Below are 19779 nucleotides of genomic sequence, written 5' to 3'. Positions count from 1 at the left end.
TCAGGCGTGCGCGGCGCGGTAGTCGGGATTGACGAGGTTCTTCGGCGCCTCGCCCTTGAGGATGCGCAGCACCTCCTCGGCGGCACCGATGCTCATGGCCCGCATGGAGGTGGCGGTGATGCCGGCGAGGTGTGGCGTCATCAGCAGGTTCGGCAGGCCGAAAAGCGCGCTGCCGGGCGGCACCGGGTGGGTGTCGTAGACGTCGGTCGCCGCGCCCGCGATCCACCCCGCCTTGAGGGCGGTGAGGAGCGCATCCGTATCGACGATGGGGCCGCGCGCCGGATTGATGAGCACGGCAGAGGGCTTCATGCGCGCCAGGAGGCGCCCGTCCACGAGGCCCTTCGTCTGCGGCGTCAGCGGGCAGGCGATGACCACCGCATCGCTCTGGGCGAACAGGGTTTCGAGATCGACGACCTCGACACCCTCCACCGCCCCGCCGGAGCGGGACGTGCCGACGACGCGCATGCCGAACCCGGCCCGCCCGATGGCCGCCACCCGCTGGCCGATGGCGCCGAGCCCGATGATACCGAGGGTCGAGCCCGCGATCTCGCTGGTGCCGTCTCCCAGCGCGCGCGCCGGGTTCCAGCCGTCCGCCCGCAGCCGTGCATCGACGCGCGCCAACGGGCGGCGCAGATGGAAGAGCGCGGAGAACACATATTCCGCCACGGTCTGGGTGTTGCTGCCCGGCAGGTTCGCCACCGGGATGCCCCGCGCGGTGGCCGCCGCGACCGGGATGAAGTCGAGCCCCACCCCGTGCCGCACCACGCCCTTGACACGATCCGCGCCCTCGAACACGTCGTCCGGGAGTTTCGCACGCACGATCACCGCATCGCCGGCGCGGGTGAGGCGGCGCAGGGTGTCGTCGGAGGTGTCGGGGCCGACGACGATTTCGGCGACGCCCTCCAGCAGCGCGGCGCCATCCGGGTGCAGCGCATTGGTGGCGAAGACGATGGGCCGCTCATTCGCCATAGGGCGCACCTTCCAAGATGGGATTGACCAGGGTGCCGAGCCCCTCGACGCGGGCGCGCACCACTGAGCCGGGCCGAAGCCAGGCCGGCGGCTTGCGCATGCCGGCGACGCCGGCCGGCGTCCCGGTGGCGATCACGTCCCCCGGCTCCAGCGTGTGCGCCTGCGACAGGCGGGAGACGAGATCGGCGATGTCGAACACGAGGTCGGAGGAGACGCCCTCCTGCAGCCGCGCGCCGTCCACCTCCAGCGAGAGGGCAAGGGCGTGCGGATCGGCAATCTCGTCGGCGCTGGCGAGGAAGGGGCCGAGGGGGCCGAAGGTCGGCAGGTTCTTGCCGCGGGCGAAGCCGCCGTCGCGCTTGATCATCTCGCTGGCGCTGATGTCGTTGAAGACGGCGTAGGCGGCGACATGGGAGAGAGCATCCTCCCGCGCCACCTTCTCCGCCCGCCGGCCGATGATGGCGGCGATCTCCACCTCATAGGTGCAGCCGCCGATATCCGGAGGCAGCAGGATCGGCGCGCCCGGCCCGACCACGGTGGAGGCCTGCTTCATGAACAGAACCGGCTCGGCCGGCGGCGCCATGCCCCGCTCGGCCAGAGCATCGCGATAATTGAAGGCGAGCGCGTAGATGCGCGGCGGCACATAGGGCGCCAGCAGGTCCACCTCTGCCAGCGGCAGGCGCGCCGCATCGGCGAGGCCATGGGCGGCGATGCGGGCGACCGTCTCGGGCAGGCCCGCGAGGATCAACGCATGGACATGGGCGGCGACACCGCCGAGAGCATCGGCCATGGCCGGATGGGCGAGGTCGAACACCCCGTCATCGACACCCGCGCCATCGCCCTCAAGCACGCCGGCACGGTCTTCGCCGGCGTGGCGGAAGCTCACGAAGCGCATGGCTCAGCCCACCCGATAGCGGTCGATGACCGAGCGGTCGATCTCAATGCCGAGGCCGGGGCCGGTGGGGATCTTCACCCGGCCGCGCTCCTGTACGATGGGCTCCTTGGCGAGGTGATCGCGGAAGGGGTTCTCGCACTGCTCGAACTCCAGCAACGGCTCGAAGGGGAACAGGCTCGGCGGCTGGTCGGCGAGGGAGCCGAGGAAGTGCAGCGTCGCAGCGATGCCCACCGCCGAGCCCCAGGCGTGGGGCACGCACTCGACGCCGTGGGTGGAGGCCAGCGCCGCGATCTTCTTGCACTCGGAGAGGCCGCCCGCGGCGCACACGTCCGGCTGCACGATGTCCATGGCCTTGCGCACGATGGCGTCGCGGAAGCCCCAGCGGGTGAACTCGTTCTCGCCACCGGCCACGGCCATGTCGAGGGCGCGGGAGACCTCCACATAGCCGTCGATGTCCTCCGGCGAGATGGGCTCCTCAAACCACTCCACATCCAGCTCTTCCAGCTTGCGGCCGAGGCGGATGGCGACGGGCACGGAGAAGGCATGGTTGGCATCCACCATGAGGCGGATATTCGGCCCGATAGCCTCGCGCACCGCCTTCACCCGCTCATAGTCCTTGGTGATGTTGCCAAGGCCGATCTTCATCTTGATGGCCTTGAAGCCCTCGTCCACATAGCCCGCGGCTTCCTCTACCGCCTCATCCACCAGCCGGTCGAAATCGGTAAAGTAGAGGCCGGTCGCATAGCAATCCACCTCGGTGCGGAAGGCGCCGCCGAGCAGCTTGTGCACCGGCTTGCCGCAGCTCTTGCCGATGATGTCCCACAGGGCGATGTCGATGCCGCTGATGGCGGCGATGGACATGCCCTTGTTCCCGTAGTCCTTGATTCGGTTGTAGAGGTCTTCCCAGATCACCTCCACGTCGAACGGGTCGCGGCCGAGGATGCGCGGGCCGAACTGGGTCTCGATGAAGGCCTTGGCGACGGCGGAGGGGCCGTAGCACTCGCCCCAGCCGACGATGCCGTCCGCCGTCTCAATCTCCACCAGGCAGGTGCCGCGGGTCTTGTAGAGCCAGCCCCGCGAGGAGGTGAACGGCTTTTCCACCGGCGCCGCCATGACATGGGCCCGGACACTCTTGATGACGCTCACGTCGCGCCCTTTCTGCTGGGATCGGGAAGGAAACAGGGGCGCGGGCGCATCTAGCCCGCGCCGTACCGGGGCGCGCTATTCGGCGCCCTTGAACACCTGGGTGGCGACCGCGTTCAGCGACTTCTGGACCGCGTTCACCTCGGCATCGAGCGCGTCGCCGGTGAGGTCGTCCACCAGCACGCCGTTCTCGGCCGCAAAGGTCTTGAAGCGGGGATCCTGGATGGACTTGCGGAGGGCCTCGACCAGCGTCTTGCGCACCTCCGGCGGAATCTTGGCGGGGGCGACGATGTAGGCCATCTGCACCACCGGGCCGTAGGGGAAGACGTCGTAGCCCTTCTCCTTCATGGTCGGCACGTCGGGGAAGACGGAGAGGCGCTGAGTGTCGAAGATGGCGATGGGCTTCACCTGCCCCGCCTTGATCTGCGCGATGCTCTCGGACGGCTTCAGCACCGCCGCGTCGATCTGGCCGCCGGCCAGATCGGTGATGACCTTGGCGCCGCCGGGATAGGGCACGTTCACATAATCCACGCCCGCCGCCTTGGCGGTCATGGTCGCGAAGATGTGGTTGATGTTGTAGCTGCCCGGCGTGCCGATGGTGATCTTGCCGGGATTGGCCTTCATCTGCGCCACGAAGGCATCCACGTCCTTCGCCCCGTCGGTCTTCACCAGCAGCATCAGCGGATCGCTGGAGACGCGGGCGATGCCGGTGAACTGGTCGTTGCGCAGGGGCGTCTTGTTCTGGGCGATCATGGAGAGGGTGGACGAGGTGCCCATGCCGATGGTGTATCCATCGGGATTGGAGCCGGCGACGCGGCCCATGCCGATGGTGCCGGTGCCGCCGGGCACGTTGTCCACGATGATGCGCACACCGTTCTCGGCGAGGATCGGCGCCAGCATGCGCGCCGCGATGTCGTTGGAGCCGCCGGCATTCCACGGCACGATGAGGCGCACCTCGCGGCTCGGAAACTTGTCCTGGGCATTGGCGCTGCCGGCCGACGCGAGGAGGACCGCCCCCAGCGTCGCTCCGAGGGCCAGGGCCGGGGCAAATCCCCGGGCGAGGGCAAGGCTGTGCTTCATTGGCGCGTCTCCCTTTTGTTGTTTGTTATAACAAACGACATATAAGCTGCTTGTCAACGCGCTTTTCCGGTGCTCCCCTTGGATGATGGACACGAACGCGACCGTCGCCGACCGCAACCTCTCCCGGCTCTCCCGCGAGCCCCTGTGGGATCGCGCCCATGCGCAGCTGCGCGAGGCTCTTCTCGCCGGGCGGTTCGAGCCGGGCAGCGCCCTCGTCCTGCGGCATCTGGCGGAGACGTTCGGCACCTCCATCACGCCGGTGCGCGACGCTCTCGCCCGGCTGGTGGCGCAAGGCGTGCTGGAGCAGGGGCCGCGCAATTCCGCGCTGGTGCCGGACCTGCGCAAGAGCGCGCTGGTCGACATCACGATGGTCCGCTGCGAGCTGGAAGGCCGCGCCACCCGCGAGGCCGCGCAGAAGGCGACGCCGGCCGACATCGACGCGCTGGACGCCCTGCTGGCGGACATGCGGGGCATGATCGCCCGGCGCGCGCTCGACGCCTATCTCGACGTGCACCGCCGCTTCCATTTCGGCATCTATGCGCTGGCCGGCATCCCCATCCTCGACGAGATGATCGAGAATCTGTGGCTGCGCTGCGGGCCCATCCTGTCCTTCGTGGTGCCGGAATATGTGGTGCTGCTGAAGGGCACCGATCACCACCAGGCCGCCCTCGATGCGCTACGCCGCCGCGACGGTGCCGCGGCCGAGGCGGAGATCGTCGCCGATATCGAGGAAGCCGGGCGCTATCTGCTCAGCCTCGCTGACCCGTCCGGCCGGATCCGGCGGCGCGTGCCGGCCTGACCTGCCAACAAAAAACCCCGGCCTGAAGGACAGGCCGGGGTGCGATGTCAGAGGACCGCGCCGAGGCTCCGGCGCGCGTCCCGGCTCAGCTCTTCACCATCGGGCAGTTGCCCTCGGCGATGGGGCGGAAGGCGTCCTTGGCGGGGATGGTCTCGACGAGATTGTAATAGTCCCACGGCCCCTTGGACTGGTCCGGCGTCTTCACCTGGAACAGGTACATGTTGTGGATGTGCCGGCCGTCGGCGCGCACCTGGCCCTTGCCGAACAGCGGATCGTCGGAGGGCATCTCCTTCATTTTCGCCACCACCTTCTGGCCCTCGGTGGTGTTGGCTGCTGCGGCGGCGCGCAAATAGTGGAGTGCGCCGGAATAGACGCCCGCCTGGTTGGCGGTCGGGCGGCGGCCGTTCATCTGCGCCGCGAAGCGGTCGGCATAGGCCCGGGTGCCGTCATTCATGTTCCAGTAGAAGCCCTCGGTGAGGAACAGGCCCTTCGCCACCGGCAGGCCGAGGGAATGCACGTCGGTGAGCTGCATCAGCAGCGCGGCGAGGCTCTGCTTCTGGGTGAGGCCGAACTCGGCCGCCGCCTTCACGGAATTGATGGTGTCGCCCACCGCATTGGCGAGGGCCACCACCTGCGCGCCGCTGGCCTGCGCCTGCAGAATGAAGGAGGAGAAGTCCGAGGCGTTGGTCGGATGGCGCACGGATCCGAGGATCTTGCCGTTCTCCGCCTTCACCACCGCCATGGCATCGGCCTCCAGCGCGTGGCCGAAGGCATAGTCGGCGGTGACGAAGAACCAGGTGTCCTTCTTCGCCTTCAGCAGCGCCAGCGCCGTGCCGTGGGCCAGCGCCCAGGTGTCGTAGGTCCAGTGCACCGTATTGGGCGAGCACTTCTCGCCGGTCAGCAGCGCCGTGCCGGGACCGGAGGCGATGAAGGCCACGTTCGAGCCGCGCGCCGCTTCCTGGACAGCCAGGGCGACGGAGGAGAAGGGCACGTCGAGGATCACGTCCACCGTGCCGTCGGCGATCCACTTGCGCGTCGTGGCGGAGCCGATGTCCGGCTTGTTCTGGTGATCGACGGAGATCACCTCCACGTCGATGCCGGGATGCTCCTTCTTGAAATCCTCCGCCGCGAGGCGCGCAGAGACCACCGAGCCCATGCCGGTGGAATCGGAGGCGAAGCCCGAGAGATCGGTCAGCACGCCGAGGCGGATCTTGTTGCCGGGGATTTCCGCGCGGGCGGGCGTCGGCGCGGCGAAGTGCGCCGCGGCGAGGAATGCGGCGCCCGCGGCGAGCGCGAGCCGGGTCTTCCTGAGCATGGTTCTCTCCCTTGTGTGTTCTTTTGACTGTTCTTGAAACGCCGCGCGGTCAGCCGCCGCGCACCTCTTCGAGCACCTTCTGCGCCACGTCCATGCGCACGCTGGCCCGCTCTACCAAAAGGCGCGCCACGCGGTCGATCTCCTCGCCCACGGCTCCGGCCATCATGGCGATGTTCTGGGCATGCAGCGCCATGTGGCCCTTCTGGATGCCAGTGGTGGCGAGGGCCTTCAGCGCCGAGAAGTTCTGCGCCAGCCCCACCGCCGCGATGATACGCGCCAGCCGCTCGGCAGTGGTGACGCCGAGGATGGCGAGGCACGCGCGGGCCGTGGGATGTACCTTCGTGGCGCCGCCGATGAGTCCCACCGCCAGCGGCAACTCGATGGAGGCGGAAAGGTTGCCGTCCTTGTTCACCTCATAGGTGGTGAGCGAGGTATAGCGGCCCGAGCGGGCGGCAAAGGCGTGGGCGCCGGCTTCCACCGCGCGGGTATCGTTGCCAGTGGCGAGCACCACGGCGGAGATGCCGTTCATGATGCCCTTGTTGTGGGTGGCGGCGCGGTAGGGGTCGGCCGCGGCGAATTCATAGGCGCTGATCATGCCGTCGCGCACCGCCTCGCCGCCGATATCGGCCGCCTTCCACACCGCCCGAGCGCGGGCGAGGCGGCGGTCGGCGAGGTTGGAGAGGATACGCAGATAGACCCGACCGCCGCTCCACGCGGCGATGGCGGGGGCGAGCTTCTCCGCCATGGTGTTCACCGCGTTCGCGCCCATGGCGTCGCGGGTATCCACGATGAGATGGGTGACCACCATGGTGCCCGACGGCGTGTCGAGCAGACGCACCTCCACGTCGCGGAAGCCGCCGCCGAGCGACACCAGCACCGGGTCGCAGGCATCGCACGCGGCCTTGATCTCGTCCCGCTTCTCCAGGATGCGGATGCGCGCGCCGGCCGGGTCGGCCACGTCCACCGCCTGCACCTGCGCGATCATCAGGTTGCCGGACACCGAGGTGAAGAAGCCCGTCTCGTAATTCTGCTTCGCCGCGTTGCAGACGGCCGCGACCACGGAGGATTCCTCGGTTGCCATGGGGATCAGCACGTCCTCGCCGTCGATCTTCATGTTGGTGGCGACGCCCACCGGAATGTTCATGGTGCCGATGACGTTCTCGATCAGCTTGTCGGCGAGCACAGGATCGAGATTGCCCATGTTGGCGAGGTGGGTGACCTGCGCGTCGTCCAGCCCGGCGAAGCCGGCCACGAGATCGAGCCGCTCGCGCGGGCTCAGCTTGTGGAAGCCGGCGATGCGGGAAGAACGGTTGGAGCCGGCGGCGATGGTCATCTTCGGGCCTTCCTGTGGTCTCGCGACATCGCCGGGCGGCGGACGCAAGGCAGGCGCGAAGGCAAGGCCCCTCGCCCCCCCGAGAGGTGGCGCGGTCTCCGGCGTTTCGTCCCTGTCTTTTGTCGGCCGCGCATGGCGTGCCTGTTGGAGCGGACTTTCCGCTGCGGCGAGGGGTACGGCAAGGAACACTTTGCGTCGGAAACGATGTCGCCGTACCCTTCACTTCATGGGTACGATCGAACAGCTTCTTGAGGAGAAAGAGGGCCTGACGCGGGTGGACGCCGTGGTCCGCCTCCTGTCGCGCCGCATCGATGCCGGCCAGTTGCGGCCGGGGGAGAAGCTGCCCTCCATCCGCGCCGCCTTCGCGGCCTTCGGCGTCTCGCGCAACACGCTGGTTGAGGCCTACGAACGGCTCGCCGCCTCCGGCCGCATCGAGGCGCGGCCCGGCTCCGGCTTCTATGTGATGCGCACGCGCGCCGCGCCGGTGCGTCCGCCCGCCGTGCCCGCTGTCATCGAGGCGGTGGACAGCGTGTGGCTGCTGCGCGAGCAGCTGGAGCAGCATTACGACGTGCGCGTGGGCGACGGGCGCCCTCCCCCCTCATGGATGGAGGGCTCGGAGGTGGGGCGCTATCTCAAGCCCATCAACCGCCCCGGCCGCCGCCCCTTCCCCGCCAGCTATGGCAGCCCCTTCGGCTTTCCTCTGCTGCGCGAGGCCATTGCCGGCCTTCTTGCCGAGCGGGCCATCGCCGCCGATCCCGCGCGGGTGTTGCTGACGCAGGGCGCCAATCACGCGCTGGACCTGATCGTGCGCATGCTGGTGGAGCCGGGCGACACGGTGCTGGTGGATTCGCCCGGCTATTACCCCCTCTTCGGCAAGCTGCGGCTGGCCAAGGCGCGCACGCTTGGCGTCCGCCGCACGCCGGAGGGGCCCGACGTGGCGGACCTTGCCGAAAAGGCGGCGCAGTCCGGCGCCAAGCTGTTCTTCACCCAGTCGCTGGCCCACAACCCCACCGGCTCGTCCCTCACGCCCGCTGTCGCCTACCGGCTGCTTCAGGTGGCCACGCGCCACGGCCTGCTGGTGGTGGAGAGCGACCCGTTCGCAGACATTCTCCCCGCCTCCCACCCCCGCCTCGCCTCGCTGGACCAATTGGAGCGGGTGATCCATGTGGGCACCTTCGCCAAGACGCTCTCGGCGAGCCTGCGCTGCGGCTATGTGGTGGCCTCCGGCGACCTCATCGAACGCCTGGGCGCGCTCAAGATGGTGACGAGCGTGAACTCCTCCGGCTATGTGGAGCGCATCGTCCACGATCTCATCACGTCCGGCCAATATCGCCGCCACCTCAAGCGGCTGCGCGGCCGTGTCTCCGCCGCGACCGACCAGGCTCAGGCGACTTTGGGCCGGCTCGGCCTGCCCATCTTCGGCCCGCCCGGTGGCGGCTTCTATCTGTGGTGCGAACTGCCGGAGGGGCTGGATGACAGCGCCCTCTCCCGCCGCGCCGCCGAGCGCGGCATCCTGCTGGCGCCGGGCGCCGTGTTTCATCCCGATGCGGAGCCGCGACGGCCGTCGCTGCGGATCAATGTGGCCTATGCGGACGACCCGCGCTTCGAGAAATTCATGGCCGAGATATTGGCGAGCGCCTGATCTCAATCGAAGCCGTAGAGCGCGGCGGGATTGTCGATGAAGATGCGGCGGCGCGTGTCCGGATCGGCGCGGTCGAGGCCCAGCAGGAGCGCGGGGTCGAGGTCTTCAGGCATCCCTTCGAACAGCTCGGTGTGCGGCCAGTCGCTGGCCCAGAGCAGCCGGTCGCTGCGGCAGGCGACGAGCGCGGCCACATAGGGCGCAAGCGCGCCATATCCGTCCGGCCCGCGACGGCACAGGCGGTAGGGCGCGGAGAGCTTGACCCAGAGATTGCCTTCGGCAACGAGAGCCAGCACCTCGCCGAAGGGGCCGCCTGCCAGCGGCAGGCCGGGGACGAGGAAGCCCATATGGTCGAGCACCACGGGCACCGGGCAGGCGCGCACGATGGGCGCAAGGCTGAAGCCCGGCCCGATGACCGCCTGAAGCTGGATGTGCCAGCCGAATGCCCCGATCCGCGCGGCGAGGCGCGCCAGATCCTCCAGCGAGAGCCCGCCGGGATTGCGCCGGTTGATGCGGATGCCGCGGACACCCAGCCCATGGAGCGCGGCCAGCTCCGCGTCGCTCACCTCCGGCGCCACCACGACCACGCCGCGCAGACGCTCCGGATCACCCCGCAGCGTGTCGAGCAGGGCGGAATTGTCGGTGCCGTAGACGCTCGGCTGCACCAGCACCGCGCGATCGATGCCCAGCGCCGCCATCACCGGCCGGTAGCCTTCGAACGTCACCGGCTGGGGCGTGTAGTTGCGCCCGGCGACCAGCGGATAGCGCTCGGGCGGCCCGAACACATGCATGTGCGTGTCGCACGTGCCGAGCGGCAGCACGCGCGCGGCCGGCGCCGCCTGAACGGGGCGCGGCGGCAGACAGAGTGGGGCGTCGGCGCTCATGGGCGCACCTCAGCGCGGGACCATGAAGTCGAAGTCGCAACCCTCGTCCGCCTGCAGCACGGTCTGCTGGAACAGCCGGGCATAGCCGCGCTCCGGCAGCGGCCTCTCCGGCACGTCCGCGAGAGCGTCGCGGCGGCGGGCGAGTTCGTCTTCCGCCACCAGAAGGTCGATGCGCCGGCCTTCCACGTCCAGGCGGATCATGTCCCCACTCTCAACCAGCGCCAGCGGTCCGCCCACCGCCGATTCCGGCGTGATGTGCAGCACGATGGTGCCGAAGGCCGTGCCGCTCATGCGGGCGTCTGAAATGCGCACCATGTCCTTCACGCCCTGCCGCCCGAGCTTCTTCGGGATGGGCAGATAGCCCGCCTCCGGCATGCCCGGCGCGCCCTTGGGGCCGGTATTGCGCAGCACCAGCACGTCGTCGGCGGTGACGTCGAGGTCGGGATCGTCGATGCGCGCGGCCATGTCGGCCACCGAATCGAACACCAATGCGCGGCCTGTGTGCTGGAGCAGCCGCTCGCTCGCCGCCGCCTGCTTGAGCACGGCGCCGCCGGGCGCGAGATTGCCGCGCAGCACCACCATGGAGCCCTGCGCCTTGATGGGGTTGGAGCGGGGCCGGATGACGTCCTGTCCGGGCACCTCCTCGGCGGCCTCGACCATCTCGCGCAGGGTGCCGCCGTGCACCGTCGGCGCGTCGAGATCGATGAGATCACCGAGCTGCTTCAGGAGCTTGGGCACGCCCCCGGCATGGTGGAAGTGCTCCATGTAGTGCGCGCCGGAGGGCTTGAGATCCACCAGCACCGGCACGTCGCGGCCGATGGCGTCCAGCGTCTCCAGCTCCAGCCGCACGCCGGCGCGGTTGGCGATGGCGGTGAGGTGGATGATGCCGTTGGTGGAGCCGCCGATGGCCTGCATCACCACCAGCGCGTTGTGGAAGGCCGCGGGCGTGAGCAGTTCGCTCGGCTTCGGGCCGCCCTCCACCGCGAGCCGTGCGGCGACTTTGCCGCTCTGCTCGGCCAGCCGCACGCGCTCGGCATGGGGCGCGGGGATGGACGCGCTCATGGGCAAGGAGAGGCCCAGCGTCTCGGTGATGCAGGCCATGGTGGAGGCCGTGCCCATGACCATGCAGGTGCCCACCGACGGCGCGAGGCGGCCGTTCACGATGTCGATCTCGGCCTCGTCGATCTCGCCCGCGCGGTGCGCGCTCCACAGGCGCCGACAATCAGTGCAGGCGCCCAGCACCTCGCCGCGATGATGGCCCACCACCATAGGGCCGACAGGGACCACTACGGTGGGCAGGTCCACGCTCGCCGCTGCCATGATCTGTGCGGGCAAGGTCTTGTCGCAGCCGCCGATCACCACCACCGCGTCCATGGGCTGGGCGCGGATCATCTCCTCCGTGTCCATGGCCATGAGGTTGCGCAGGAACATGGAGGTGGGATGGGCGAAGCTCTCGTGGATGGAGATGGTGGGAAACACCATGGGCATGGCCCCGGCCAGCATCACCCCGCGCTTCACCGCCTCGATGAGCTGGGGCGCGTTGCCGTGGCAGGGGTTGTAATCGCTGTAGGTGTTGGTGATGCCGACGATGGGCCGGTCCAGCGCATCGTCCGAATAGCCCATGGCCTTGATGAAGGCCTTGCGCAGGAACAGCGCGAACCCGTCGTCGCCGTAGCTCGTCAATCCTTTTCGCAGTCCCCGCGCCATCCTCGCCTTCCTCGTGCCGATCATCGCCGACCTGAAAGCGGACAATTTCCCTGCTGGGTTTGATTGTCAATAATATACGCCTCTATAAGCGCAATGAGATGAAAAATGCGCCGATCTTCGGAATCATTATTGACAATCATCCGACCGCCGCCCAGTCTCCCCGCAAACCCGGGGCATAACGGGACTTAGCGGGAGGAACGTGGATGACGAGCATTCGAGGCGCTGGAAAAACGTCGTGGGGCCGCGGCCTGTGCGCGGCGATCGCCATGACGGCAGCGATGGGCGGAGGCCACGCCTTCGCACAGACCGAAATCACCATGTGGAGCAACTGGCCCGACGAGCCCGCCAAGAAGGAGTGGGTGACGGCGCGGGTGAAGGAGTTCGAGGCCGCCAACAAGCAGTGCACGGTGAAGCTGAGCTTCATTCCCAAGGCCGACATCTATACCCAGGCGAAGTCTGCCGTGCGCACCGGGCAGGCCCCGGACATCTTCTACATGGAGCCGGACCAGCCGGAATTCCTCGCCGGCGGCTTCCTGGAGCCCCTCGACGGCTACATCGACCTCAACGGTCTCGAAGACTGGGCCAAGCCGGCCTGGACCTCCAAGGGCAAGGTCTATGGCGTGCCGGTGGAGGCCTATACGGTCGAGCTCTATTACAACAAGGATCTGGTGAAGAAGGTGGGCGTGGACGTGCCGGCCTCCTTCCAGCTCACGCAGGCGCAGTTCACCGACCTGGTGAAGAAGGGCGTCGCCGCCGGCATCACGCCGGTGTCGCAGGGCGTGGGCGACCGGCCTTTCCCGGGCGGGCAGCTGCTGTTCGAATCCCTGCTGCGCAAGCTCGGGCCGGATGACTACATGAAGCTCCTCAACGGCGAGCTGTCATTCAAGGACCCGCGCGTGCAGGAGGTGATGACCTTCGTGAAGGAGCTGGTGGATGCCGGCGCCTATCCCAAGAGCTTCTCCACATTGAAGCTCGGCGAGTCCCATTTCTACTTCTACAATTCTCCGGGCGCCCTCACCTTCCCCGATCCCAGCTGGTTCACCGGCCGCGCCTTCGCCGCGCCGGAGAAGGGCGGCATGCCGGCGAACTTCCCGCTCGGCATCATGAAGTTCCCGGCCATGGACAAGGGCGCCTGCCCGAACTGCAAGACGCTGGCGGTGGCGGGCAGCTTCGTCATGTATTCCAAGGGCAAGAACAAGGATTGCGCCGGCGCGCTGCTCAAATCCATGGCCAATGCCGAGAATGGCACCAAGTGGATCAGCGAAGTGTCGCTGCAGAGCGGGCTCAAGTCCGATCCGGCAAAGATCGTCAGCCCCCACAAGGCCTATTTCGACGAGCTGAACGCCCGCAACAAGGACGTGACCTATTTCTTCGGCACGCCCCTGCTCTACTACCGCGCCAAGTGCGCCGAGACCTACATCCAGGTCATGAACAACGCCTTCCCCGCCGGCCTCATCAGCGTTGCGGATGCGGCGGAGAAGATGGACGCCGCCTGCCTGAAGAAGTGAGCGATGCCCGACGCCATTTCCCTTCGAACCACGGCCAAGAGCGGGGAGGCGAAAGCCTCCTCGCGGGCCACCCTCGCCGATCCCAGGCGCGCTACGCGGCTGGTCCTCGCCATCTTTCTCGGGCCGGCTTTGCTGGTCTATTGCGGGCTCACCGCCTATCCGGCGTTCCGCACCATCTATGATAGCTTCTTCACCATCGAGGGGATGGACGCCACCTTCGTCGGGCTCGCGAACTATCGCGACCTGATGGGGGACGAGACCTTCTGGGTCGCCGTCCGCAACACCTTCATCTGGTCCTTCGTCGCCCCCGTCATCGATGTCGCCACCGGCCTCCTGCTGGCGCTCGCGCTCTATGCCGGCGTGCCGTTCGCGCGCTTCCTCCGCGTCGCCTGGTTCACACCGGTGCTGCTCTCCTATGTGGTCGTCGCGATCCTGTGGATGTGGATCTACAATTACGATTGGGGCGTGCTGAACGTGATGCTGCGGGCGGTGGGCCTCGGCGACCTCGCTTCCTCCTGGCTGGGCGATCCCAATCTCGCGCTCGCCGCCGTCATCGTCACCCATGCGTGGAAGTGGGCCGGATTTAACATGGTGGTGTGCCTCGCGGCCATCCACTCTTTGCCCAAGGAAGTGCTGGAAGCCTCCGACCTCGACAATTGCGGATGGGGCGCCAAGCTGCGCTACATCATCGTCCCCATGCTGCGGCCGACGCTGCTGTCGCTCTACATCCTGTCCTTTATCGGCAAGATGAAAGTGTTCGACCTCGTCTGGATCATGACCCAGGGCGGGCCTTTGTGGGCGACGGAGACGGTCTCCACCTACGTCTACAAGCGCGCCTTCAACTGGAACACCTTCGACCTCGGCTATCCCTCCGCCATCGCCACCGTGTGGTTCCTGGTGGTGTGCGCCGCGGTCATCATCCTCAACCGCGTGCTCGGCTCACGCGAGCGGCTGGAGTATTGAGATGGCCGCATTCCTCGCCGCCGCCTCCGGCCGCGCGCCGCTGCCGCGCCTGTTCTCGCGGGGCATCCTCGCGCTCGTGCTGGGCGTCTACACCATCTACCAGCTCGGGCCGTTCCTGTGGCTCGCCACCATGTCGGTGCGCACCACGGCGGAGATCAGCGCCGATCCCTATGCCTGGCCGAGCCCGATGCATCTCGACCAGTTCCGCACCGCCTGGGTGGATTCCGATTTCGCCACCTATTTCTGGAACTCCACCATGGTGGTGGTGGGCGCGGTGGCGGTGCTCACCTTCATCGGCGCCGCGGCGGCCCATGCGCTCGCGCGCTATCGCTTCCGCGGCAACCGGCTGATCTACGGCATCCTGTTCTCGTCCATCATCTTCCCGCCGCAGATTACCCTGATCTCGCTCTACCAGATCCTGGTGGACTATAATCTCTACAACAGCCTGTTCGGGCTGGCGCTGGTCTATATCTCGCTCCAGCTGCCGTTGACCGTGTATCTCTTGGAAGGCTTCTTCGCGCGCATCCCGCAGGATCTGTTCGACGCGGCCAAGATGGACGGGTACGGCGACCTGGAGATTTTCTGGCGCATCGTGCTGCCGGTGGGCATGCCGGCCATCGCCACCACCTTGATCCTCAACTTCATCCAGCTGTGGAACGAGTTCCTGTTCGCGGTGGTGCTCATCACCGATCCCGACAAGCGCACCCTGCCCATCGGCATCCGCGCCTTCATGGGCGACCATTTCCAGGACATCGGCATGATCGCCACCGGCGTCATGATCTCGGTCATCCCGGTCATCGTCGTCTACGTCTTCTTCTCCGAAAAGCTGATCCGCGGCATGACCGCCGGCGCGATCAAGTGAGGCTGAATCCAGTGAGGCTGCCATGGCGGTGGTGAAACTCGACAAGATCGTGAAGCGCTACGGAGGCGGCGGCCCCGTCGTGGTGGAGGACGTGGACCTCACCATCGACGACGGCGAGTTCATGGTGCTGCTCGGCCCTTCCGGCTGCGGCAAGTCCACGACGCTGCGCATGATCGCGGGGTTGGAGAGCATCTCCGGCGGCACGCTCTCCATCGACGGGCGGGTGGTGAACGACGTGCCGGCGAAGGACCGGGACATCGCCATGGTGTTCCAGTCCTACGCGCTCTATCCGCACATGAGCGTCGCCGACAATCTCGCCTTCGGCCTGCGCCGCCGGTCCATTCCGGGGGGCGAGATCGAGCGGCGGGTGAAGGAGGTGGCGGCCATCCTCGGCCTCGCGCCGCTGCTGGCGCGCAAGCCCAGCGCCCTCTCCGGCGGCCAGCGCCAGCGCGTGGCGCTGGGCCGCGCCATGGTGCGCGAACCGCAGGTGTTCCTGTTCGACGAGCCGCTCTCGAACCTCGACGCGGCGTTGCGCGTCAACACCCGCAGCGAGATCATCAAGCAGCACCACCGCCTCGGCTCCACCATGATCTACGTCACCCACGACCAGGTAGAGGCGATGACCATGGGCACTCGCATCTGCGTGATGAACGCCGGCAAGGTGGCGCAGATCGGCGCGCCGCTCGACGTCTACTGGCAGCCGGCCAACACCTTCGTCGCCCGCTTCCTCGGCTCGCCGCCCATGAACCTGATGGACGCGACGCTCACCGCCGCCACCCGCCGCGCGTCGAGCCCGGCGCTGGATGCGCCGCTCGCCCGCTGGAGCGACGGCGTGCTCCAGGCGCGGGACGGCCGCAAGGTGACGCTCGGAGTGCGGGCCGAGGACATGGCGATCGATCCCGCCGCCCTCGACGGCGCGCCGGGCGGGCGCGTCACGGGGCGCACCATCGCGGTGGAGCCGCTGGGCGCCGAGACGCTGCTCCTGCTGGAACTGCCCGGGGGCGGCGAGATCACCGCCCGCCTCCCGCGCCACGTCACCGCCGCGCCGGACCAGGAGGTGGAACTCTTCTTCCGGGCCGACGCCGCCTATCTGTTCGACGTCGAGACGGGCGACGCCATCGCCCCGCTGGAGACCGGAGCCGCCGCCGTTCGCGCCGCCGTGCAGCGGAGGACGCACTGATGGCCGCGCCGCTCCGCGTCGGGCTGATCGGCGCCGGCTGGGTCACCCAGCATCACCTGAGGGGCTGGGCCGCGCTGGGCGACGCCGCGAAGGTCGTGGCCATCGCCGATCCGTCCGCCGAGCGCGCCGCCGAGCGGGCGGGCGCCTTCAACATCCCCGCCGTCTTCACCAGCGCCGAGGCGATGCTGGAGGCCGGCGGCCTCGATGCGGTGGACATCGCCGCGCCCCGTGCCGTCCATGCCGAGCTCGCCCGCCTCGCGGCGCGCCACGGCCTGCCCATCCTGTGCCAGAAGCCCCTCGCCCCCACGCTCCCGGAGGCCGAGCAACTGGTGGCGGATATCGGCGGGCAGGTGCGCCTGATGGTGCATGAGAACTGGCGTTTCCGTGCCTATTACCGGCAGGCCGCCGAATGGCTGCGGGCCGGCCGCATCGGCGCGGTGCGCGCCGCCCACCTCTCCCTCGTCACGTCCGGTACCGTGCCGGATGCGGAGGGACGTTTCCAGGCGCTGGAGCGCCAGCCCTTCATGCGCGAGGAACGCCGCATGCTGGTGGCGGAAGTGCTGATCCATCACCTCGACACCCTGCGCATGCTGCTCGGCCCGCTGAAGGTGGAGGCGGCCGCCCTCAGCCGCACCTGCAACGCCATGGCGGGCGAGGACGGCGCTGTCATCCAGCTCTCCACCGCTGATGGCGCCGGCGTCTCCATCTTCGCGAGCTTCGCCGCCTATGGCGTGCCCGCGCAGCAGGCGGACCGGCTGACCATCCTCGGCGAGGCCGGCACCCTGCGGCTCGACGGCACCGCCCTCTCGCTCGCCGGACCTGAGCCGGAACGGCTGGACTATGATCCCGAGGCGACCTATCTCGGCTCCTATGCCGCGACGATCGCCCATTTCGTCGCCTGCCTCGCGAGCGGGGCTCCCTTCGAGACCTCGCCCGAGGACAATCTGGAGACCTTGCGGCTGGTGGAAGACTGCTACAGGCTTTCCGGATTCGAGACGGCGAACAGGAGCGCCGCATGAGCGAAGCGTCCCTTCCCGCATCGCGGGCCGACGAGCAGGCCGAGGTGCAGCGCCGGCTGGAGGATGACATCATCTTCGGCCGCTTCGCCCCCGGCTCCCGGCTGGTGGAAGACACGCTGATGGCGCGCTACGGCGCCTCGCGGCACTACATCCGCCAGGCGCTGGTGCAGCTGGAGCGCACCGGCGTCGTGCGGCGCGAGAAGAATGTGGGGGCCACCGTCTGCTCCTATTCGGCGCAGGAGGTGCAGCAGATCTACGCGGTGCGCGAGATGCTCACCCGGCAGGCGGCGTTGATGATCCCCCTGCCCGCACCTCCGGAGCTGATCGCCCACCTCAAGGAGATCCAGGCCGACTATTGCCGCCATGCCGATGCCGGCAACCTGCGCGGCATCCACGAGACCAACGACCTGTTCCACCTCACGCTGTTCTCCGGCTGCGGAAACCCCTATCTGGTGCGCACGCTGCAGGACTACATGGGCTATACCCTGCCCATGCGCGCCAAGAATCTCGCCGATCACGCCGGGCTCCAGCTCTCCCGCCGGCAGCACGACATCATGATCGAGCTGCTCCAGGGCACGGACAGCTGGGCGCTGGCGCAGCTCTGCGTCGATCACATGCAGTACAGCAAGGCCGACTACCTTGCGCGCACCGCCGGCACGGCGGCTTCGGGTCGACTGGCGATCGCCGACTGAATGCCCGCGGACGGATTTGCCGCGCGCCGACATGACGAAGGATGGACCATGGATCTCGGACTGAAAGGCAAGACGGCCCTCGTGCTCGGCGCGGGCGGCGGGCTCGGCAGCGCCATCGCGGCGACGCTGGCGGCGGAAGGCGCGAAGGTCGCCCTGGGCGACATCGATCTGGCCGCCGCAGGTGCGGTAGCAGAGCGCATCGCGGCCGTGGGCGGCGAAGCGATGGCGCTCAAGTTCGACCTCTCCGACCTCGCCGGCATTGATGCGCGCATCGCCGAGATCGAGGCGAAGCTCGGCCCGGTGGACGTGCTGGTCAACAATACCGGCGGCCCGCCCCCCACCCCGGCCGCCGGGCAGGACCCGGCCCTGTGGGCCAAGAGCTTCAACGACATGGTGCTCTCGGTGATCGCCATCGCCGACCGGGTGCTGCCCGGCATGCGGGCGCGCAAGTGGGGCCGCATCATCACCTCCACCTCCTCCGGCGTGGTGGCGCCCATCCCCAACCTCGCCATCTCCAATGCGCTGCGCCTGTCGCTGGTGGGCTGGTCCAAGACGCTCTCCCGCGAGGTGGCGCGCGACGGCATCACCGCCAACATCGTGCTGCCCGGCCGCATCGCGACCGACCGCATCAAGTTCCTCGATGCCAAGAAGGCCGAGCGCGAGAACCGCACCGTGGAAGAGGTGGCGGCGGAAAGCACGGCCACCATCCCCGTCGGCCGCTACGGCGACCCGCAGGAATATGCCAACGTGGTGGCCTTCCTCGCCGGCACGCCCTCGTCCTATGTCAACGGCTCGGTCATCCGCGTGGATGGCGGCCTCATCGCCAGCATCTGATCGGTTTCATCATGCTTCTCGACGCCAGCGCCTCCGGCCTGTTCCCCATCGCCCCCACCCCGTTCACGCCGGACGGGAAGATCGACGAGGGCTCCCTCGACACCCTGATCGCCCGCTATCTCGCGGCTGGCGCCACCGGCGTGACGGTGCTCGGCATCATGGGCGAGGCGCCCAAGCTGGAGCCGGAGGAATCCCTCGCCGTCACCGCGCGCTTCATCGCCGGCTTCGGCCGCCTGCCGGTCATCGTCGGCGTCTCGGCGCCGGGCCTTGCGGCCATGCGCTGGCTGGCCCGCGCCGCCATGGACAAGGGCGCGGCCGGCGTCATGATCGCCCCGCCGCCGGCCCTGCGGACCGACGACCAGATCACCGGCTACTATCGGCAGGCCATCGAGGCCATCGGCTCCGACATCCCCTTCGTCATCCAGGACTATCCGCTCACCCTCACCGTGCAGATGACGCCGAAGGTCATCCGCCAGATCGTTGAGGAGAACCCCTCCTGCGTGATGCTGAAGCACGAGGACTGGCCGGGCCTGGAGAAGATCACGGCGCTGCGCGCCTTCCAGAAGGAAGGCTCCATGCGCCCCATCTCCATCCTCACCGGCAATGGCGGCCTGTTCCTCGATTTCGAGATGGAGCGCGGGGCGGACGGCGCCATGACCGGCTACGCCTTCCCCGAGATGCTGGGCGACGTGGTGCGCCTGCAGAAGGCCGGCGAGCGGGACAAGGCGCATGATCTGTTCGATGCCCACCTGCCGCTCATGCGCTACGAGCAGCAGCAGGGCGTCGGCCTCGCTGTGCGCAAATATGTGATGATGAAGCGCGGCTTCATCGCCTCCGACGCGCAGCGCAAGCCCGGCTCGGCGCTCTCCGCCACCGCGCGGGCGGAAGTGGACTATCTGCTGGCCCGCCTCGCCCGGCATGATCCCCGCGCGCTGGTCTGAGCGCACGCATCTGACGTCC

At 68.4% G+C, this 19779-nt stretch carries 18 protein-coding genes; 10 read left to right on the top strand and 8 right to left on the bottom strand.

What is annotated here, in order from left to right; genetic code table 11:
- The 4 genes from D7006_RS07275 to D7006_RS07260 form a co-directional block, all read right to left on the bottom strand.
- Positions 1-969: a hydroxyacid dehydrogenase gene (locus D7006_RS07275; protein WP_237356111.1), complete on the bottom strand. Its 969-nt coding sequence runs from the start codon at positions 967-969 to the stop codon at positions 1-3.
- Entirely contained in the window at positions 959-1861 is a 903-nt protein-coding gene (locus D7006_RS07270; protein ID WP_237356110.1) for a fumarylacetoacetate hydrolase family protein, read from the bottom strand. Before D7006_RS07270 ends, D7006_RS07275 begins: the two co-directional genes overlap by 11 nt.
- Positions 1862-1864: 3 nt before the next feature.
- Entirely contained in the window at positions 1865-3007 is a 1143-nt protein-coding gene (locus D7006_RS07265) for a mandelate racemase/muconate lactonizing enzyme family protein (RefSeq protein WP_237356109.1), read from the bottom strand.
- A 75-nt stretch (positions 3008-3082) separates the two neighbouring features.
- Positions 3083-4084: a tripartite tricarboxylate transporter substrate binding protein gene (locus D7006_RS07260; protein WP_237356108.1), complete on the bottom strand. Its 1002-nt coding sequence runs from the start codon at positions 4082-4084 to the stop codon at positions 3083-3085.
- A gap of 82 nt (positions 4085-4166) precedes the next feature.
- Between D7006_RS07260 and D7006_RS07255 the strand changes: the two genes are divergently transcribed.
- Positions 4167-4883, top strand: a complete 717-nt coding sequence (locus D7006_RS07255; RefSeq protein ID WP_229643510.1) for a GntR family transcriptional regulator — start codon at positions 4167-4169, stop codon at positions 4881-4883.
- Between the two features lie 85 nt (positions 4884-4968).
- On the opposite strand, the gene D7006_RS07250 is transcribed toward D7006_RS07255, so the two are convergent.
- Positions 4969-6198, bottom strand: a complete 1230-nt coding sequence (locus D7006_RS07250; RefSeq protein WP_229643511.1) for an ABC transporter substrate-binding protein — start codon at positions 6196-6198, stop codon at positions 4969-4971.
- 49 nt (positions 6199-6247) lie between these two features.
- Positions 6248-7531 (bottom strand): hydroxymethylglutaryl-CoA reductase, degradative, encoded by a 1284-nt coding sequence (locus tag D7006_RS07245; RefSeq protein ID WP_237356107.1) that lies wholly within the window; start codon positions 7529-7531, stop codon positions 6248-6250.
- A gap of 226 nt (positions 7532-7757) precedes the next feature.
- Between D7006_RS07245 and D7006_RS07240 the strand changes: the two genes are divergently transcribed.
- The gene (locus tag D7006_RS07240) at positions 7758-9173 is read left to right on the top strand and encodes a PLP-dependent aminotransferase family protein (RefSeq protein WP_237356106.1); all 1416 of its coding nucleotides are present in this window, start codon (positions 7758-7760) and stop codon (positions 9171-9173) included.
- Positions 9174-9175: 2 nt separating this feature from the next.
- Here D7006_RS07240 and D7006_RS07235 read toward each other — a convergent pair whose 3' ends face one another.
- Entirely contained in the window at positions 9176-10054 is an 879-nt protein-coding gene (locus tag D7006_RS07235; protein WP_237356105.1) for an amidohydrolase, read from the bottom strand.
- A 9-nt stretch (positions 10055-10063) separates the two neighbouring features.
- Positions 10064-11761: an IlvD/Edd family dehydratase gene (locus tag D7006_RS07230; protein WP_237356104.1), complete on the bottom strand. Its 1698-nt coding sequence runs from the start codon at positions 11759-11761 to the stop codon at positions 10064-10066.
- 203 nt (positions 11762-11964) lie between these two features.
- Here D7006_RS07230 and D7006_RS07225 point away from each other — a divergent pair, with 203 nt between their 5' ends.
- The 8 genes from D7006_RS07225 to D7006_RS07190 are packed head-to-tail and all read left to right on the top strand — an operon-like array spanning position 11965 to position 19760.
- Positions 11965-13269 (top strand): ABC transporter substrate-binding protein, encoded by a 1305-nt coding sequence (locus tag D7006_RS07225; RefSeq protein ID WP_237356103.1) that lies wholly within the window; start codon positions 11965-11967, stop codon positions 13267-13269.
- A 3-nt stretch (positions 13270-13272) separates the two neighbouring features.
- Positions 13273-14232, top strand: coding sequence for a carbohydrate ABC transporter permease (locus tag D7006_RS07220; protein ID WP_237356102.1), 960 nt, complete (start codon positions 13273-13275; stop codon positions 14230-14232).
- Between the two features lies 1 nt (position 14233).
- The gene (locus D7006_RS07215; RefSeq protein WP_237356101.1) at positions 14234-15094 is read left to right on the top strand and encodes a carbohydrate ABC transporter permease; all 861 of its coding nucleotides are present in this window, start codon (positions 14234-14236) and stop codon (positions 15092-15094) included.
- A gap of 22 nt (positions 15095-15116) precedes the next feature.
- The gene (locus tag D7006_RS07210; RefSeq protein ID WP_237356100.1) at positions 15117-16274 is read left to right on the top strand and encodes an ABC transporter ATP-binding protein; all 1158 of its coding nucleotides are present in this window, start codon (positions 15117-15119) and stop codon (positions 16272-16274) included.
- Positions 16274-17293: a Gfo/Idh/MocA family protein gene (locus D7006_RS07205; RefSeq protein WP_237356099.1), complete on the top strand. Its 1020-nt coding sequence runs from the start codon at positions 16274-16276 to the stop codon at positions 17291-17293. Before D7006_RS07210 ends, D7006_RS07205 begins: the two co-directional genes overlap by 1 nt.
- Positions 17290-17985, top strand: coding sequence for a GntR family transcriptional regulator (locus D7006_RS07200; protein WP_169122439.1), 696 nt, complete (start codon positions 17290-17292; stop codon positions 17983-17985). The genes D7006_RS07205 and D7006_RS07200 overlap by 4 nt, the downstream gene beginning before the upstream one ends.
- Before the next feature lie 48 nt (positions 17986-18033).
- Positions 18034-18819 (top strand): SDR family oxidoreductase, encoded by a 786-nt coding sequence (locus tag D7006_RS07195; protein ID WP_237356098.1) that lies wholly within the window; start codon positions 18034-18036, stop codon positions 18817-18819.
- Positions 18820-18830: 11 nt separating this feature from the next.
- Positions 18831-19760, top strand: a complete 930-nt coding sequence (locus D7006_RS07190) for a dihydrodipicolinate synthase family protein (RefSeq protein WP_237356097.1) — start codon at positions 18831-18833, stop codon at positions 19758-19760.
- Positions 19761-19779: the final 19 nt, after the last annotated feature.

Source organism: Xanthobacter sp. YC-JY1 (genome assembly GCF_021730305.1).
Lineage (GTDB): Bacteria > Pseudomonadota > Alphaproteobacteria > Rhizobiales > Xanthobacteraceae > Xanthobacter > Xanthobacter flavus.
Note: the sequence above shows the minus strand (reverse complement) of the source record. Positions and strands in the feature narration are given on the sequence as shown.

Excerpts from the sequence above, each read along its gene's own strand:
- D7006_RS07275 (WP_237356111.1), bottom strand. The coding sequence starts at position 969 with ATGGCGAATGAGCGGCCCATCGTCTTCGCCACCAATGCGCTGCACCCG.
- D7006_RS07270 (WP_237356110.1), bottom strand. The coding sequence starts at position 1,861 with ATGCGCTTCGTGAGCTTCCGCCACGCCGGCGAAGACCGTGCCGGCGTG.
- D7006_RS07260 (WP_237356108.1), bottom strand. The coding sequence starts at position 4,084 with ATGAAGCACAGCCTTGCCCTCGCCCGGGGATTTGCCCCGGCCCTGGCC.
- D7006_RS07255 (WP_229643510.1), top strand. The coding sequence starts at position 4,167 with ATGATGGACACGAACGCGACCGTCGCCGACCGCAACCTCTCCCGGCTC.
- D7006_RS07250 (WP_229643511.1), bottom strand. The coding sequence starts at position 6,198 with ATGCTCAGGAAGACCCGGCTCGCGCTCGCCGCGGGCGCCGCATTCCTC.
- D7006_RS07245 (WP_237356107.1), bottom strand. The coding sequence starts at position 7,531 with ATGACCATCGCCGCCGGCTCCAACCGTTCTTCCCGCATCGCCGGCTTC.
- D7006_RS07240 (WP_237356106.1), top strand. The coding sequence starts at position 7,758 with ATGGGTACGATCGAACAGCTTCTTGAGGAGAAAGAGGGCCTGACGCGG.
- D7006_RS07235 (WP_237356105.1), bottom strand. The coding sequence starts at position 10,054 with ATGAGCGCCGACGCCCCACTCTGTCTGCCGCCGCGCCCCGTTCAGGCG.
- D7006_RS07230 (WP_237356104.1), bottom strand. The coding sequence starts at position 11,761 with ATGGCGCGGGGACTGCGAAAAGGATTGACGAGCTACGGCGACGACGGG.
- D7006_RS07225 (WP_237356103.1), top strand. The coding sequence starts at position 11,965 with ATGACGAGCATTCGAGGCGCTGGAAAAACGTCGTGGGGCCGCGGCCTG.
- D7006_RS07220 (WP_237356102.1), top strand. The coding sequence starts at position 13,273 with ATGCCCGACGCCATTTCCCTTCGAACCACGGCCAAGAGCGGGGAGGCG.
- D7006_RS07215 (WP_237356101.1), top strand. The coding sequence starts at position 14,234 with ATGGCCGCATTCCTCGCCGCCGCCTCCGGCCGCGCGCCGCTGCCGCGC.
- D7006_RS07210 (WP_237356100.1), top strand. The coding sequence starts at position 15,117 with ATGGCGGTGGTGAAACTCGACAAGATCGTGAAGCGCTACGGAGGCGGC.
- D7006_RS07205 (WP_237356099.1), top strand. The coding sequence starts at position 16,274 with ATGGCCGCGCCGCTCCGCGTCGGGCTGATCGGCGCCGGCTGGGTCACC.
- D7006_RS07200 (WP_169122439.1), top strand. The coding sequence starts at position 17,290 with ATGAGCGAAGCGTCCCTTCCCGCATCGCGGGCCGACGAGCAGGCCGAG.
- D7006_RS07195 (WP_237356098.1), top strand. The coding sequence starts at position 18,034 with ATGGATCTCGGACTGAAAGGCAAGACGGCCCTCGTGCTCGGCGCGGGC.
- D7006_RS07190 (WP_237356097.1), top strand. The coding sequence starts at position 18,831 with ATGCTTCTCGACGCCAGCGCCTCCGGCCTGTTCCCCATCGCCCCCACC.